This is a genomic window from Paracoccus chinensis, assembly GCF_900102885.1.
Taxonomy (GTDB): domain Bacteria; phylum Pseudomonadota; class Alphaproteobacteria; order Rhodobacterales; family Rhodobacteraceae; genus Paracoccus; species Paracoccus chinensis.
On record NZ_FNGE01000007.1, the window covers coordinates 1 to 13,644 of the forward strand.

Consider the following 13,644-nt stretch of genomic DNA (forward strand, 5'->3'; position numbering starts at 1 on the left):
CCTGCGGGCGGCGCGCAGCATCTTCAGCTCGTCGGCGACCGTCAGGCCGTAGCCGGACTTGACCTCGACCGTCGCCGCCCCCTCGGCCAGCAGCGCGTCGAGGCGCGGCAGGGCGCTGGCGACCAGTTCGTCCTCGGACGCGGCGCGGGTGGCGGTCACGGTGGACAGGATGCCGCCGCCGGCGCGGGCGATCTCCTCGTAGCTTGCGCCCTGCAGGCGCATCTCGAACTCGCGCGCGCGGTCGCCGCCGAAGACCAGGTGCGTGTGGCAGTCGATCAGCGCGGGCGTGACCAGGCGGCCGCCCATGTCCTCGCCCTCGGCATCCCCCTGCCCCAAGGCGGCGATGCGCCCGTTTTCGATCCGCAGCCAGCCCTTGTCGATGACGCCGTACCCCTCGCCGGTCAGGGTCACGAGGCGGGCATTGGCAAGGGTGAGCGTCGTCATGGCGGGTCCGATTCGATCTTGATGAGGCGTTTTATGTCTGCACATAATCAGCCTGTCAACGAGGGAGATTCGCGCCATGCAGACCATCCATGCCGATCAGGCGCTGCTGCCCACGGGCTGGGCAGAGGACGTCACGGTGGCACTGGATGAGGCAGGACGGATCGCTTCGGTTGAAACCGGCGCGTCAGGTGACACGCGCGTGGGCACCCTGCTGCCCGCCCCCGCGAACCTGCACAGCCATGCCTTTCAACGGGCAATGGCCGGGCTGACGGAACGGCGCGGGCCGGACCCTCGGGACAGCTTCTGGACCTGGCGACGGCTGATGTATCGCTTCCTTGACCAGCTGACGCCCGACGACATTCAGGCCATCGCCGCCTTCGTGCAGGTCGAGATGCTGGAAGCCGGCTATGCCACGAATGTCGAGTTCCACTATCTGCACCACGACACCGGCGGGCGGGCCTATGCCGACTTAGCCGAGATGTCGGGCCGGATCGCGGCGGCGGCCGAGGAAGCGGGCATCGGCCTGACGCTGCTGCCCGTGCTGTACCAGTGGGGCGGGCTGGACCGCCGCGCGCTGGTGTCTGGCCAGGACCGCTTCGGCAACACGCCCGAGGCCTTCGCCCGCCTTGTCGAAGGTGCGCGCGCCCATGTGGCGCGGCTGGGTCCCGACAGCCGCGTCGGCATCGCCCCCCACAGCTTGCGCGCGGTGGATGGGGACGGCCTTGCCGCCGCACAGGCGCTGGCAGGCGACGGCCCGATCCACATGCACCTGGCCGAGCAGACGGCCGAGGTGGACGAGGTGCAAGCCGCCACCGGTCGCCGCCCGGTCGAGTGGCTGCTGGAGAACGCCCCCGTCGACGCGCGCTGGTGCCTGATTCACGCGACCCAGATGACGCCCGAGGAAACCGTGGCCCTTGCCCGTACCGGCGCGGTGGCGGGGCTCTGCCCGATCACCGAAAGCAGCCTGGGCGACGGGATCTTCGACGGGGTGCGCTGGACAGATGCCGGCGGCGCCTTCGGCGTGGGCTCGGACAGCAACATCCGCATCTCGCTGTCCGAGGAGCTGCGGACGCTGGATTACTCGCAGCGCCTGCGCGACCGCTCGCGCGCGGCGCTGGCGACAGCCGAGGCCTCGACCGGCCGGGTGCTGTTCGAGGGCGCGGTCAAGGGTGGCGCGCAGGCGGCGGGGCGCGGGCCTGCGGGCATCGCGCCCGGCGCCTGGGGCGACCTTCTGGCGCTGGACGGGCTGGGCGTGGACGCCATCGGGCGGCGGGGCGACACGCTGCTGGACAGCTGGATCTTTGCCCGCGATGATCGGGCCGTCACGCAGGTCTGGTCGGCCGGGCGCCATGTTGTCCGGGACGGCCGCCATATCCGGCGCGACACGGTCGAGGCGGCTTATGCGCGGGTGATGCGGAAGCTGAGGCATGATCTCTGACCCCGCCCCGCCCGGCGCGGTCCCGCCCCCCGAGGGCAGTCCCGGCACGCTGGGCTGGCAGGGCATCCGCGACGTGATGATGGACCGCATCCGCGCGCGCCATTACGCCCCCGGCGCCCTGATCCCGAACGAGGCCGATCTTGCCGCCGAATTCGGCTGCGCCCGCGCCACCGTGAACCGCGCGCTGCGGGAACTGGCCGAGGCGGGCTTTCTCGACCGCCGCCGCAAGGCTGGCACACGGGTCATTGCCGAGCCGCGCCGCAAGGCCACGCTGGAGATCCCGCTGATCCGCGCCGCCATCGAGGACTTGGGCGCGGCCTATTCCTTCCGCCTGCTGACGCGCGAGATCGCCCCGCCCCCGCCCGAGGTCCGAGCGGCCCTGCGGCTGGAAGACGACGTGCCGCTGCTGCATGTCGTCACGCTGCACCTGGCCGACGCCGTCCCGCACATGGTCGAGGACCGCTGGGTCGTGCTGGCCACCGTACCCGCGATCGAGGCCGCCGACCTGACGCGCGACAACCCGAACGAATGGCTGGTGCGCAACGCGCCCTATTCCGAGGGCACGATGCGCTGCGGGGCCGCCTTGGCAGGCGCGATGGCCAGCCACCTGGGCTGCACCGCGCGAGAGGCCGTGCTTGTGGTGGAACGCGCGACCTGGCTGGACGGCGCGCCGATCACCCTGGCGCGCCAGCATTACGCACCGGCCTACGGGCTGACGCTGGCCTTGTAGGGCCTCGCGCCCCTTCGCCCCGGCGTCAGAACTTGGCGCCGATCCTGAAGTTGACGCTGCGCGGCTCGCCATAGAAGTTGAACACCGAGGTGCCGCCGACGCGCTCGTAATATGTCCGGTCAAGGACGTTGTTGACGTTCAGCGTCGCCGTCACCCGCTCGGTCAGGTCATAGGAGGCCATGAGGTCCACGACGGCATAGCCCGGCGCCTCGATCGTCGTGGCGCCGCCCGTCGCGGTACGGGCGATGTTCTGGAAACCCGAAAAGGCGCGGATGCCGCCGCCCAGGCTCAGCTTGTCCCAGCCGGGCTGGTCGAAGCTGTACTTTGTCCAGACCTGCAGCATGTGCTGGGGCGTGTAGAACTCGGACCCGGCCGCCGTCTCGGTGTTGTCGAAGTCGGTGTCGCTGTAGGTGTAGCCCGCCGAAAGCTCCCAGTTGGGCGCAAGGTTGCCCGTCGCCTCAAGCTCGACGCCCTGAACGGTGGCCTCGCCCTGCGCCAGCGCGAAGCCGGGGTTCGACGGGTCCGCCACGGCGCGGTTTTCGTCACGCAGGTGGAACAGCGCCGCCGTCGCATTCAGGCCGGGCCGCAGTTCCGCCTTGTAGCCCAACTCGATCTGCTGGCCGGTGCGGGGGTCCAGCAGGTTGCCGGACACGTCGGTCGTGGTCTGCGGCTGGAAGATTTCGGTATAGCTCGCGTAAACCGAACTGGTGTCGCCGAGGTCGTAGATCAGACCCAGGTAGGGCGTGACCTCGCCCTTCTCCTCGGCCTCGCTGACGGTCTGGGCGCCGGTGGCCAGCACCGTGGTGGTCGCGGTCGCGTCATACCACGACAACCGCCCGCCCGCGATCACGGTGAACCGGTCGGTCGGCTTGACGCGCCACTGGGCGTAAAGCCCATACTGCTCGGTCTCGCCCTCGGTACTGCTCGTGAAGCCGGTGTCGGGCAGCGCCACGTCCGCGTCCCAGTCGTCCAGGTCGAAGCTGCCCGCGATGCGACCGCGCGCCTCGTCCAGTTCGGTGTCATAGCGCCGCCAGTCCATGCCGACGATCAGGTTCGTCTCGCGGCCCGCCAGGGTGATGGGCTTGCTGAGATGGGCGTCCAGCGACACGGCCTCCTGGTCATAGCTGCGGCGCAGCCATGACAGGGCGCTGACGGTGTTGTCCTCGGCGGCGGGGCCGGCCGCGTTGGCATAAAGGAACCCGACGTTCGCTTTCGAATAGAGAGCCGAGAACTTGAGATGCCCGCCGTCCTGAAGCCGGTGCTCGACCTCGGCGATATAATCGGTGACGTCGTTCTCGAAGCGATTCCAGTCCGCCCCGGTGAAGGTGGAGCGGTCGAGGTCAAGCAGATTGCCCTCGGCATCCGTCGGCAGGCCGTTGAACGGGGCGATGTCGCGGCCGCGATAATTCAGCGCAAAGCTTGCCGTGGTGTCGGGCGTCACGTCGATGGCAAGGGCGGCGTAAAAGACACCGACCTCATTTTCGACGTTGTCGATCCAGGAATCGCGCTTGCCCCGCGCGCCCACGATGCGCCCGCGCACGCTGCCGCTGTCGTTCAGCGGGCCGGTCACGTCGGCCTCGACCCGGCGGTTGTTCCACGTCCCGACCGAGGCGCTGAGGGTCGTGCCGAACACGTCCTGCGGCTGCTTCAGGCGCATGTTGATGGCGCCCGCGGGCTCTCCGGGTCCGCCGAACAGGCCCGAGGGGCCACGCAGGATCTCGATGTGGTCGACGGCCGCCATGTCGGGCTGGGTGCCGTAGATGCTGGACAGCGGCGTCGGCAGGCCGTTGAGGTAGAGCGAGTCGAACTCGAACCCCCTCGAATACAGAGAGGACCGCCCGTCGTCGTTCGACAGGACGTAGACGCCGGGCGTTTCGCGCAGCGCCGTATCCAGCGAGGTATAGCCGCCGTCTTCCAGCCGCTCGCGCGTGACGACCGTGGTGGATTGCGGGATCTCGCGGAAGGACCGGGTGTCCTTGTCGCCCACGCTGATGAAGTCGGTGGTGTAGCTGCCCGTGCCCTCGGTGTCATAGGTCGAGCGCAGGGTGACGGTGTCCAGCGTGATCGTTTCCGCAGCCTCCTGCGCCGCCAGCGGGACGGCAGACAAGGGAATGGCGACCGTCGCAAGAAGAATAAGGCGCAGTCTGGTCATGTCGCGGCGTCCGTTCGCAGGCTTGTTGATCCCTAGATATTTTGTCAGGAACATGCCTGCGCAACAAGGCCGACCGGTCAGGCCGCTGGCGGCTGTTGCCGCGGCGACACGCGCCGTCAGTCCAGGGCAAGCCCACGGTCCCAGGGCGGCACGCCGGCGCAGCGTTCCGCGATCCAGTCCACGAAGGCCCGCAGCCGGGCAGGCGGGCGGCGGTTGCTGGGATAGACCACGTAGACGCCATCCAACTCGACCGGCGGATGGTCCAGCGTCAGTGGCACGAGCGCGCCCGCGCGCAGGTCGTCGCCCAGGATGAAGCTCGGCTCGTAGACCAGCCCCTGCCCTGCGCGGGCCGCCACCAGCAGCGCGTCGCCGTTGTTGGCCTGCAGGTTGCCCTGGACCGTCACCCGCGCCCCGCGGTCCGCGCCGAAGGCCCAGGTGCGCCCGGCCAGAGCGTGCGACAGCGTGTAATGCAGGCAGTTGTGCCGCGTCAGGTCCTGAACCGTCCGGGGCGCTCCATGCGCGGCGAGGTAGGACGGCGCCGCCGCCAGGACCAGCCGGCAGGGCGCCAGCTTGCGGGCGATCAGGTCGCCCTGGGTCAGCCGCCCGATGCGGACGGCGGTGTCCCAGCCTTCCTCGACCAGGTTGACGATGCGGTCGCTCAGCCCCAGGTCGAGATGCAGCGCCGGATGCAACGCCGAGAACTCGGGCAGCATCGGCGCCAGAACCCGGACGCCGAAGGACACGGGCGCGTTGATGCGCAACGTGCCGCTGACCTCGATGCGCTCGGCGGCGGCGATGGCGTCGGCTTCCTCCAGTTCCTCGAGGATGCGATCGGCGCTGTCGAGATAGCGCCGCCCGGCCTCGGTCAGGGTGATCCGGCGGGTGGTGCGATGGAACAGCTTGACGCCCAGCCGCTCCTCGAGCGCGGCCAGGTGGCGCGTCGCCATGGTCTGCGACATCCCCAGACTGCGCGCCGCCGCCGACAGGCTGCCCTGCGACACGACCTGCGAAAAGACCTGCAATCCGGTGAAGCGGTCCAGCATGATCTATTCCTCTCGGTGTGAGCTGTGATGCCAATTGACCGGATTATCAAACCGCCCGCAACGGCACATATTGGCCGCAACAGAACAAGGGAGTTCACCATGCTTGACGCCAAGCGCCGTTCGCGCCCCGAGGGCACCCCTGCCCGCGCCGGCATCACCTCGGCCGGCTCGTCCCTGCGGATCGGCCGGGTCGCCCTGACCGTCCGCCACCTCGACCGGGTCAGCCGCTTCTACCAGGACATCGTCGGCCTGAAGCTGATCAACAGTGACGCGCAGGGCCACCGCCTTGGCACCGGCAGCACCGTGCTGCTGGAACTGCGCCATGACCCGCAGGCCCCGCTGGCCGACCGCCACCAGGCGGGGCTGTTCCACACCGCCTTCCTCGTCCCCGACCGCGCCGCGCTGGCCGACTGGGTGATCCACGCTGTCGACAGGCGCGCGGCCCTGGACGGGGCCTCGGACCACCTCGTCAGCGAGGCGCTGTACCTGGCCGACCCCGAGGGCAACGGCATCGAGATCTACCACGACCGCCCCAGCGAGGAGTGGACGATCACGCCTGACGGCTCGGTCGCCATGGCGACACTGCCGCTGGACCTGAACGAGCTTGCGGCGACCCGCAGCGGCAGGCCCTTCGAGGGCATGCGCGACGACACCATCGTGGGCCATGTTCACCTGCAGGTGGGCGAGCTTGATGCCGCCGAGGACTTCTGGTCCGGCCGGATGGGCATGGGCCTGATGACCCGCTACCCCGGCGCCCATTTCTTCGGCGCAGACGGCTATCACCACCATATTGGCGCCAACATCTGGAACAGCCGCGGCGCCGGTCCTCGCCCCGAGGGCACCACGGGGCTGGCCGAAGTTGAACTGCTGGCGACGCCGGAGGCCGCGGCGGACATTGCCAGTCGGATGGGCGTGACGCCTGCTGACATGCTGGACGCGCGCGACCCTTGGGGCACGCGGCTGACGATCCGCACCGCCTGATCCCTCTCACGACACATCGCCACACCAAGAAAGGACTCTCCCGATGCTTTCCACCTGGTCGCCCCGCGCCCTTGCCGCCCTGCGGATCATGGCGGGCCTGCTGTTCCTGGAACACGGTCTCATCAAGTTGATCGGCTTCCCCGGCCCCGGTCCCGAGACGCTGCCGCCCATGATCCTGATCGCCGGCCTGATCGAGACCTTCGGCGGGCTGCTGCTGGTGCTGGGTCTCTTCACCCGGCCCGCCGCCTTCCTGTCCTCGGGCCTGATGGCCGCCGCCTATTTCATCGGCCATGCGGGCGAAGGCTTCTGGCCCAGCGCGAACAGGGGCGAGGCCGCGATCCTCTATTGCTTCGTCTTCCTCTACATCTTCGTCGCAGGTCCGGGTGCCTGGGCGCTGGACAACCGCCGCACCGGCACCGACCGCCTGCCGGTCCAGGCCTGACAACACCGGCGCGCCCTTGCCCCCGTCCCGGCGATACGGGAACCTTCGGGGCATGAGCGCGCCGCGACTGCACCCCGAGTTCTTCATCCGCCTGTTCCTGGGCGGCTCAGCCATGCTGGGCCCCGGCAAGGCGGCGCTGCTGGAAGGGATCGCCCGCACCGGCTCGATCTCGGCCGCTGGGCGCGATCTGGGGATGAGCTACAAGCGCGCCTGGACCTTGGTCGAGGATCTGAACGCCATGTTCCGCGAGCCCCTGGTCGAAAGCGCCCGTGGCGGGCCGGGCGGCGGAGGAGCCACGCTGACCGACACCGGTCGGCAGGTCCTGACGCTTTACCGCGAGATCGAGGCCGCTTCGGCTGCCATCAATGCGGAACGGCTGGCCGCGCTGAAGTCGATGCGTCCGGCCGGAAATAACGGTTGAGCCTTGCCGCAGCCTGGTTATGTTCGAACAGACATAACCACCAAAGCCGCCATGCCCCGCCTGCCGCTTGTCCTCGCCGCCGCCCTGATCCTGCCCCTGTCCGCCGTGGCCGAGGAGGTGGTCGTCTTCGCCGCCGCCTCGCTGAAGACGGCGCTGGACCCGATCGCGCAGTCCTTCCAGCAGGCCACCGGAGACAGGGTGACGATCAGCTATGCCGGGTCCAACGCCCTGGCCCAGCAGATCCTGCAGGGGGCACCGGCGGACATCTTCATCTCGGCCTCGCCCGAGTGGATGGAAGAGGTCGAGAAAGGTGGCGAGGTGGCCGGGGGCGGCCGCACCGACCTGCTGGGAAATACGCTGGTGCTGGTGGCGCATGATCCGGATGCCCCGCAACTGACGCTCGCGCCGGGCTTCGACCTGGCAGGGGCGCTGAGGGGCGGCAGGCTCGCCATGGCGCTGGTTGATTCCGTACCTGCCGGGCAATACGCGAAAGAGGCGCTGCTGTCCCTCGGCGTCTGGGATCAGGTTCTCCCCTCGGTCGCGCAGTCCGACAACGTGCGCGCGGCGCTGGCGCTGGTCGCGACCGGAGAGGCGCCGCTGGGCATCGTCTATGCCACCGACGCGCGCGCCGAGCCCCGGGTCCATGTCGTCGGCACCTTCCCGGCGGACAGCCACGCCCCGATCACCTACCCCGCCGCCCTGCTGAAGACCGGCACCGACGCCGCCGACCGCGCCTTCTTCGATGCGCTGGGCGCGCCCGAGGCCGAGGCCGTCTTCCGGGCCCAAGGCTTCACCATCCCGGACTGAGGGCAACTTGGCCGACTGGCTTTCCCCCGCCGAATGGGACGCGCTGCGGCTGTCGCTGCGGGTGTCCTTCTGGGCGACGCTGGTCAGCCTGCCCTTCGGCCTGCTGACAGCCCATGCCCTGGCGCGCTGGCGCTTTCCGGGCCACGGGCTGCTGAACGGGCTGGTGCACCTGCCGCTGGTGCTGCCGCCGGTCGTCACGGGCTACCTGCTGCTGCTGACCTTCGGGCGGCGCGGCTGGATGGGCCAGTGGCTCGACCAGTGGTTCGGGATCGTCTTCGCCTTCCGCTGGACCGGGGCGGTGCTGGCCGCGGCGATCATGGCCTTCCCGCTGATGGTCCGCGCGATCCGCCTGTCCATCGAGGCCGTGGACCCGCGGCTGGAACAGGCGGCGGGAACACTGGGCGCATCCCCTCCCTGGGTCTGGGCCACCGTCACCCTGCCCTTGATCCTGCCCGGCGTGATCGCGGGCGCGGTGCTGGCCTTCGCCAAGGCGATGGGAGAGTTCGGGGCCACCATCACCTTCGTGTCGAACATCCCCGGCCAGACGCAGACCCTACCCTCGGCAATCTATACCTTCCTGCAGGTGCCGGGGGGCGAGGCCTCGGCCGCACGGCTGGTCATGATCTCGGTTGTTGTCGCCATGTCGGCGCTGGTGGCCTCGGAATGGCTCGCCCGCCGGGCCATGCGGCGGGTGCAGGGGCGATGAGCCTGTCCGTCGCGCTGTGCCACCGCTTCGGAGGATTCACGCTCGACGTGAGCTTTGACGCGCCGCCCGGAGTCACGGTGCTGTTCGGACATTCCGGTTCCGGCAAGTCCACGGTCCTGAACGCGGTGGCGGGACTGCTGCGGCCCGACGAGGCGCGGGTGGAGGTTGCCGGCACGGTCTTGGCAGACACGACGCACCGCATCCATCTGCCACCACACCGCCGCCGCCTCGGCGTGATCTTCCAGGATGGGCGGCTGTTCCCGCACATGACCGTGCGGCAGAACCTGCGCTATGGCCGCTGGTTTTCTCCTCACAACGCACGTCGCACTTCCGAAGGCGCGGTGGTCGAGATGCTGGGCATCGGTCCCCTTCTCGACCGCGCCCCCGCCACCCTGTCGGGAGGCGAGCGCCAGCGCGTCGCCATCGGCCGCGCACTTCTGGCCGAGCCGCGCCTGATCCTCGCCGACGAGCCGCTCTCGGCGCTGGACGATGACCGCAAGGCCGAGATCCTGCCCTATCTGGAACGCCTGCGGGACGACTGGCGGGTGCCAATGCTTTATGTCAGCCACTCGCCCGCCGAGGTCGCGCGCATCGCCACCACCGTCGTGATGCTGGACGCCGGCCGCATCACCCGCATGGGCCCTGCCGCCGAGGTGCTGTCTGACCCGGCCGCTGCCGGACCGGGGCGAGAGGCAGGCGCGGTGATCGAGGCCACCGTCACCGCACATCACCCCGACGGCGTGACAGAACTGCGCGCGGGCGGGCTGCCCCTGTTCCTGCCGACGCTGGCCGCCCCACCCGGCACGCGGCTGCGGCTGCGGATCGCGGCGGCGGATGTGATGCTGGCGCGGGGTCGCCCCGAGGGACTTTCGGCGCTGAACATCCTGCCGGGGGTTGTCGAGTCCGTGACGGACCGGGGCGGGGCGGTGCTGGTCCGCCTGTCCACCGACGCGGGGCCGATCCTGTCGCGGATCACCCGGCGCTCGGCCCTTCAGCTTGGCATCACGCCCAGCGAGGCGTTGACGGCGGTCGTGAAATCCGTGGCCCACGAGGCGGCGGACGTGGGCCGCGCGCCCCAGGCAGCGGCCCGCACGCCGGGCAAGGGTCAGCCGTTTCCGATGCGATAAAAGTCGCGGAACCAGTCCACATACTGCCTCACGCCGTCGGGCACCTCGGTCTGGGGGGCATAGCCCGAGAGCGCGCGGAGAAGGGTCGTGTCGGCCCAGGTGGCGGGCACGTCGCCGGGCTGCATCGGCAGCATCTGCCGTTCCGCCGGACGGCCCGCTGCGTCTTCGATCGCGGCGATGAAGTCCAGCAGCGGCACGGGCGCGCCGTTGCCGATGTTGACCACCCGGAAGGGCGCGACCGGGGACAGGCTGTCGAAATCGCCTGCAGGCTTGTCCCCCGGCACTGCGTCGATCAGCAGCCGGATCGCCCGCACGAGGTCGAGGACGAAGGTGAAGTCGCGCTTCATGTCGCCGTGGTTGAAGACTTTGATCGGCCGGCCTTCAAAGATGGCGCTGGTGAACAGGTAGGGCGCCATGTCCGGCCGCCCCCAGGGACCGTAGACGGTGAAGAAGCGGAACATCGTCACCGGCAGCCCGAAGAGATGGGCATAGGAATGCGCCATCGCCTCGTTCGACTTCTTGGTGGCCGCGTAGAAGGACATCTGCGTGTCCGCCTTGTCGGTTTCCCGATAAGGCATTTTCGTGTTCGCGCCATAGGCGCTGCTGGTCGAGGCGAGCAGCATGTGCTTCGGCGGATGGGCGCGGGCGGCTTCCAGCAGCTCGAAGGTGCCCAGCAGGTTGGCCTGCACATAGGCGCGCGGGTTCTGGATCGAATAGCGCACGCCCGCCTGGGCCGCGAGATGGACCACCGCCTCGGGCCTCTCCTCGGCGAAGAGGTCCGTCAGCAATCCGGGATCTTCCACGGACCCGCGCACCGAACGGTAGTTCGGATTGTCGAGCAGCTGCGCCTCGCGCGCCGCCTTCAGCGCGGGGTCGTAGTAGTCGTTGTGGTTGTCCAGTCCCACGACCCGCCAACCCTCGTCCAGCATGATCCGGCTCAGGTGGAAGCCGATGAAACCGGCCGCGCCGGTAACGAGGATGGTGCGCATGGGGCTCAGTCCTGTCCGAAGAGGTCGCGGGTGTAGACCTTGTCCGCCACGTCGCTCAGATCGGGCGTCAGGCGGTTGGCGATGATCAGGTCGGCTTCGGCCTTGAACTGATCCAGGTCCCGGATCACGGGCGAGTTGTAGAACAGCTCGTCCTGCAGCACGGGCTCGTAGACGATGACGGGGATGCCCTTGGCCTTGATCCGCTTCATGATGCCCTGGACCGAGCTGTCGCGGAAGTTGTCCGAGCCCGCCTTCATCACCAGCCGGTGCACGCCCACGACCTTGGGCTGGCGCGCCACGATCTGGTCGGCGATCACGTCCTTGCGGGTACGGTTCGATTCCACGACCGCCGCGATCAGGTTCTGCGGCACGGTGGCGTAGTTGGCCAGAAGCTGCTTGGTGTCCTTGGGCAGGCAGTAGCCGCCATAGCCGAAGCTGGGGTTGTTGTAATGGCAGCCGATGCGGGGATCGAGGCACATGCCGTCGATGATCTGGCGGGCGTCGAGGCCGTTGGTCAGCGCGTAGCTGTCCAGCTCATTGAAGAAGGCCACGCGCATGGCCAGAAAGGTGTTCGAGAACAGCTTGACCGCCTCGGCCTCGGTCGAGCCGGTGAAGAGCACCGGCACGTCGGGGTCAAGGGACCCCGCCGCCAGCAGCTCGGCAAAGCGCCGCGCCTCGGGCGTCGTGTCGCCCACGACGATGCGCGAAGGGTGCAGGTTGTCGTGCAGCGCCCGGCCTTCGCGCAGGAATTCGGGCGAGAAGAGAATGCGGTCCGTGCCATGCTCGGCCCGCATCCGTTCGGTGAAGCCCACCGGAATGGTCGATTTCACGACAACGGTGGCCTCGGGCGCAAGCTTGCGGGCCTGGGCGATCACACCCTCGACCGTCGAGGTGTCGAAGCGGTTGGTGCGGGTGTCGTAGTTCGTCGGCGTGGCGATGATGACGTAGTCGGCGCCTTCCAGCGCCCGGGCGGCGTCGGTGGTCGCGGTCAGGTTCAGCTCGCGGTTTTTCAGGAAATCGGTGATGTCGGCATCCTCGATGGGCGAGACGCCCGCCTTCACTTGGTCCACGCGGCCCGTGTTGACGTCCAGCGCCACCACCTCGTCCCTTTGCGCCAGCAGGACGGCTAGGGAAAGGCCCACGTAACCCAGGCCGACAACAGCGATCTTCATGGTCTGCTTCCTAAGCTGCAATTCACCATTCTCTTAACAGAAACTTGCGTATAATCCATGCCCTATCGGTCCGAGCCCGCTCGCCGGACGCAAAGTCCGGACCCTTGCCATGCGATTGATGATCACCTCCATGCGCGACGAGGCGCCCTTCATTCTGGAATGGGTCGCCTATCACCGCCTGATCGGATTCACCGATTTCCTGATCTATTCAAATGACTGCGCGGACGGGACGGACGCCCTGCTGGACCGGCTGGCCGAGCTCGGGATCGTCACCCACGTCCCCAATCCCCGCCGCGGCCGAAAAACGATCCAGTGGCAGGCCCTGTCGCGGGCCAAGAACCACAAGCTGGCGCGGCGGGCCGAATGGATCATGGTCGCCGACGTGGACGAGTTTCTGGTGATTCACGCGGGCGCGGGGACGCTGGACGACCTGTTCGCGACCGTGCCCCAGGCGCAGGGATTCGCCATCTCCTGGCGGATGTTCGGCAGTTCGGGCCGGGTCCGGTTCGAGCCCGAGCCGGTGACCGGGCAGTTCACGCGCGCTGCCCCCGACGACATGATCTGGCCGTGGCGGGCCGCCCAGTTCAAGAGCCTGTTCCGCAACGACCCGCGCCTGACGCGGCTGGGCGTCCACCGTCCCCAGACCGACGACAAGAACGAGGTGCTGGAGGGCTGGGTGGACGGCAGCGGCCGCCCCTACCGGATGGACAAGTCCGCCGTGGCCCAGACCGACCCCCGTCGCTATGCGGCGGCGCAGATCAACCATTACTCGGTCGGCTCGGCCGAGAACTTCATGGTCAAGGCGGAACGCGGGCGTCCCAACCGGATGCACCTGCCGATTGACCTCGGCTACTGGGTCGAGCGGAACTTCAACGAGATCGAGGACCGCCGCATCCTGCGCCATGCCCCGGCCCTGCGGGACGCCATGGACGCGCTGCTGTCCGATCCCGAGCTTGCGCGGCTGCACCGGGCGGGCATCGCCTGGCGCCGGGAACGGATCGCCGCGCTGCTGGCCGACCGGGACAGCTTCATGCGCTTCTCGTGGCTGGTCCAGTCGCCGAGCACCCCGGTTCTGCCGATGGAAACGCAGATCCTGCTTTCGAAAATGTTGCACAACAGCCTGTTGTCGGAAGGGCGCAGTTGATCCGACTTTGCGCGCAGGGGTGGAGTGCCGCGCAACCTCGGGTTAAAC

Annotated in this window: 13 protein-coding genes and 1 pseudogene; 9 read left to right on the forward strand and 5 right to left on the reverse strand. The window is 68.9% G+C overall.

Annotated features, from left to right (window positions below; all coding sequences use genetic code 11):
• Nucleotides 1-444: pseudogene (locus BLQ03_RS08545) on the reverse strand (imidazolonepropionase); the annotation flags it as partial.
• Nucleotides 445-520: 76 nt separating this feature from the next.
• On the opposite strand from BLQ03_RS08545, the gene BLQ03_RS08550 reads away from it, so the two are divergent.
• Nucleotides 521-1,882, forward strand: a complete 1,362-nt coding sequence (locus BLQ03_RS08550) for a formimidoylglutamate deiminase (protein WP_090754876.1) — start codon at nt 521-523, stop codon at nt 1,880-1,882.
• On the forward strand, nt 1,872-2,612 hold the full coding sequence (locus BLQ03_RS08555; RefSeq protein ID WP_090754878.1) for a histidine utilization transcriptional repressor HutC: 741 nt from the start codon (nt 1,872-1,874) through the stop codon (nt 2,610-2,612). Before BLQ03_RS08550 ends, BLQ03_RS08555 begins: the two co-directional genes overlap by 11 nt.
• A gap of 25 nt (nt 2,613-2,637) precedes the next feature.
• On the opposite strand, the gene BLQ03_RS08560 is transcribed toward BLQ03_RS08555, so the two are convergent.
• Both BLQ03_RS08560 and BLQ03_RS08565 read right to left on the reverse strand, forming a co-directional pair.
• Complete coding sequence (locus BLQ03_RS08560) at nt 2,638-4,764, reverse strand: TonB-dependent siderophore receptor (RefSeq protein ID WP_175558810.1); 2,127 nt, start codon at nt 4,762-4,764, stop codon at nt 2,638-2,640.
• A gap of 116 nt (nt 4,765-4,880) precedes the next feature.
• Nucleotides 4,881-5,807 (reverse strand): LysR family transcriptional regulator, encoded by a 927-nt coding sequence (locus BLQ03_RS08565; protein ID WP_090754882.1) that lies wholly within the window; start codon nt 5,805-5,807, stop codon nt 4,881-4,883.
• A gap of 99 nt (nt 5,808-5,906) precedes the next feature.
• On the opposite strand from BLQ03_RS08565, the gene BLQ03_RS08570 reads away from it, so the two are divergent.
• From BLQ03_RS08570 to modC, 6 genes are read left to right on the forward strand one after another with little or no spacing between them, the layout of a single operon-like run.
• Nucleotides 5,907-6,788: a VOC family protein gene (locus BLQ03_RS08570; protein WP_090754884.1), complete on the forward strand. Its 882-nt coding sequence runs from the start codon at nt 5,907-5,909 to the stop codon at nt 6,786-6,788.
• Nucleotides 6,789-6,831: 43 nt separating this feature from the next.
• Entirely contained in the window at nt 6,832-7,230 is a 399-nt protein-coding gene (locus tag BLQ03_RS08575; protein WP_090754886.1) for a DoxX family protein, read from the forward strand.
• Between the two features lie 52 nt (nt 7,231-7,282).
• Nucleotides 7,283-7,651 (forward strand): winged helix-turn-helix domain-containing protein, encoded by a 369-nt coding sequence (locus BLQ03_RS08580; protein ID WP_090754888.1) that lies wholly within the window; start codon nt 7,283-7,285, stop codon nt 7,649-7,651.
• A gap of 51 nt (nt 7,652-7,702) precedes the next feature.
• Nucleotides 7,703-8,458 carry a molybdate ABC transporter substrate-binding protein gene (gene modA / locus BLQ03_RS08585; protein WP_090754890.1) on the forward strand — a complete coding sequence of 252 codons (756 nt, stop codon included), beginning with the start codon at nt 7,703-7,705 and terminating at the stop codon, nt 8,456-8,458.
• 7 nt (nt 8,459-8,465) lie between these two features.
• Nucleotides 8,466-9,164: a molybdate ABC transporter permease subunit gene (gene modB / locus BLQ03_RS08590; protein WP_245688770.1), complete on the forward strand. Its 699-nt coding sequence runs from the start codon at nt 8,466-8,468 to the stop codon at nt 9,162-9,164.
• Nucleotides 9,122-10,291, forward strand: coding sequence for a molybdenum ABC transporter ATP-binding protein (modC, locus tag BLQ03_RS08595; RefSeq protein ID WP_245688772.1), 1,170 nt, complete (start codon nt 9,122-9,124; stop codon nt 10,289-10,291). Before modB ends, modC begins: the two co-directional genes overlap by 43 nt.
• Here modC and BLQ03_RS08600 read toward each other — a convergent pair.
• Nucleotides 10,270-11,280: an NAD-dependent epimerase/dehydratase family protein gene (locus tag BLQ03_RS08600; protein WP_090754897.1), complete on the reverse strand. Its 1,011-nt coding sequence runs from the start codon at nt 11,278-11,280 to the stop codon at nt 10,270-10,272. The two genes, modC and BLQ03_RS08600, sit on opposite strands and share 22 nt — an antisense overlap.
• Before the next feature lie 5 nt (nt 11,281-11,285).
• Nucleotides 11,286-12,452: a nucleotide sugar dehydrogenase gene (locus BLQ03_RS08605; RefSeq protein ID WP_090754900.1), complete on the reverse strand. Its 1,167-nt coding sequence runs from the start codon at nt 12,450-12,452 to the stop codon at nt 11,286-11,288.
• Nucleotides 12,453-12,561: 109 nt separating this feature from the next.
• Between BLQ03_RS08605 and BLQ03_RS08610 the strand changes: the two genes are divergently transcribed.
• Nucleotides 12,562-13,596, forward strand: a complete 1,035-nt coding sequence (locus tag BLQ03_RS08610; protein ID WP_090754902.1) for a glycosyltransferase family 2 protein — start codon at nt 12,562-12,564, stop codon at nt 13,594-13,596.
• Nucleotides 13,597-13,644 lie beyond the last annotated feature (48 nt).

What these genes read in the sequence shown, in the direction of transcription:
- BLQ03_RS08550 (WP_090754876.1), top strand. Translation starts at nt 521, where the DNA reads ATGCAGACCATCCATGCCGATCAGGCGCTGCTGCCCACGGGCTGGGCA.
- BLQ03_RS08555 (WP_090754878.1), top strand. Translation starts at nt 1,872, where the DNA reads ATGATCTCTGACCCCGCCCCGCCCGGCGCGGTCCCGCCCCCCGAGGGC.
- BLQ03_RS08560 (WP_175558810.1), bottom strand. Translation starts at nt 4,764, where the DNA reads ATGACCAGACTGCGCCTTATTCTTCTTGCGACGGTCGCCATTCCCTTG.
- BLQ03_RS08565 (WP_090754882.1), bottom strand. Translation starts at nt 5,807, where the DNA reads ATGCTGGACCGCTTCACCGGATTGCAGGTCTTTTCGCAGGTCGTGTCG.
- BLQ03_RS08570 (WP_090754884.1), top strand. Translation starts at nt 5,907, where the DNA reads ATGCTTGACGCCAAGCGCCGTTCGCGCCCCGAGGGCACCCCTGCCCGC.
- BLQ03_RS08575 (WP_090754886.1), top strand. Translation starts at nt 6,832, where the DNA reads ATGCTTTCCACCTGGTCGCCCCGCGCCCTTGCCGCCCTGCGGATCATG.
- BLQ03_RS08580 (WP_090754888.1), top strand. Translation starts at nt 7,283, where the DNA reads ATGAGCGCGCCGCGACTGCACCCCGAGTTCTTCATCCGCCTGTTCCTG.
- modA (WP_090754890.1), top strand. Translation starts at nt 7,703, where the DNA reads ATGCCCCGCCTGCCGCTTGTCCTCGCCGCCGCCCTGATCCTGCCCCTG.
- modC (WP_245688772.1), top strand. Translation starts at nt 9,122, where the DNA reads ATGGCTCGCCCGCCGGGCCATGCGGCGGGTGCAGGGGCGATGAGCCTG.
- BLQ03_RS08600 (WP_090754897.1), bottom strand. Translation starts at nt 11,280, where the DNA reads ATGCGCACCATCCTCGTTACCGGCGCGGCCGGTTTCATCGGCTTCCAC.
- BLQ03_RS08605 (WP_090754900.1), bottom strand. Translation starts at nt 12,452, where the DNA reads ATGAAGATCGCTGTTGTCGGCCTGGGTTACGTGGGCCTTTCCCTAGCC.
- BLQ03_RS08610 (WP_090754902.1), top strand. Translation starts at nt 12,562, where the DNA reads ATGCGATTGATGATCACCTCCATGCGCGACGAGGCGCCCTTCATTCTG.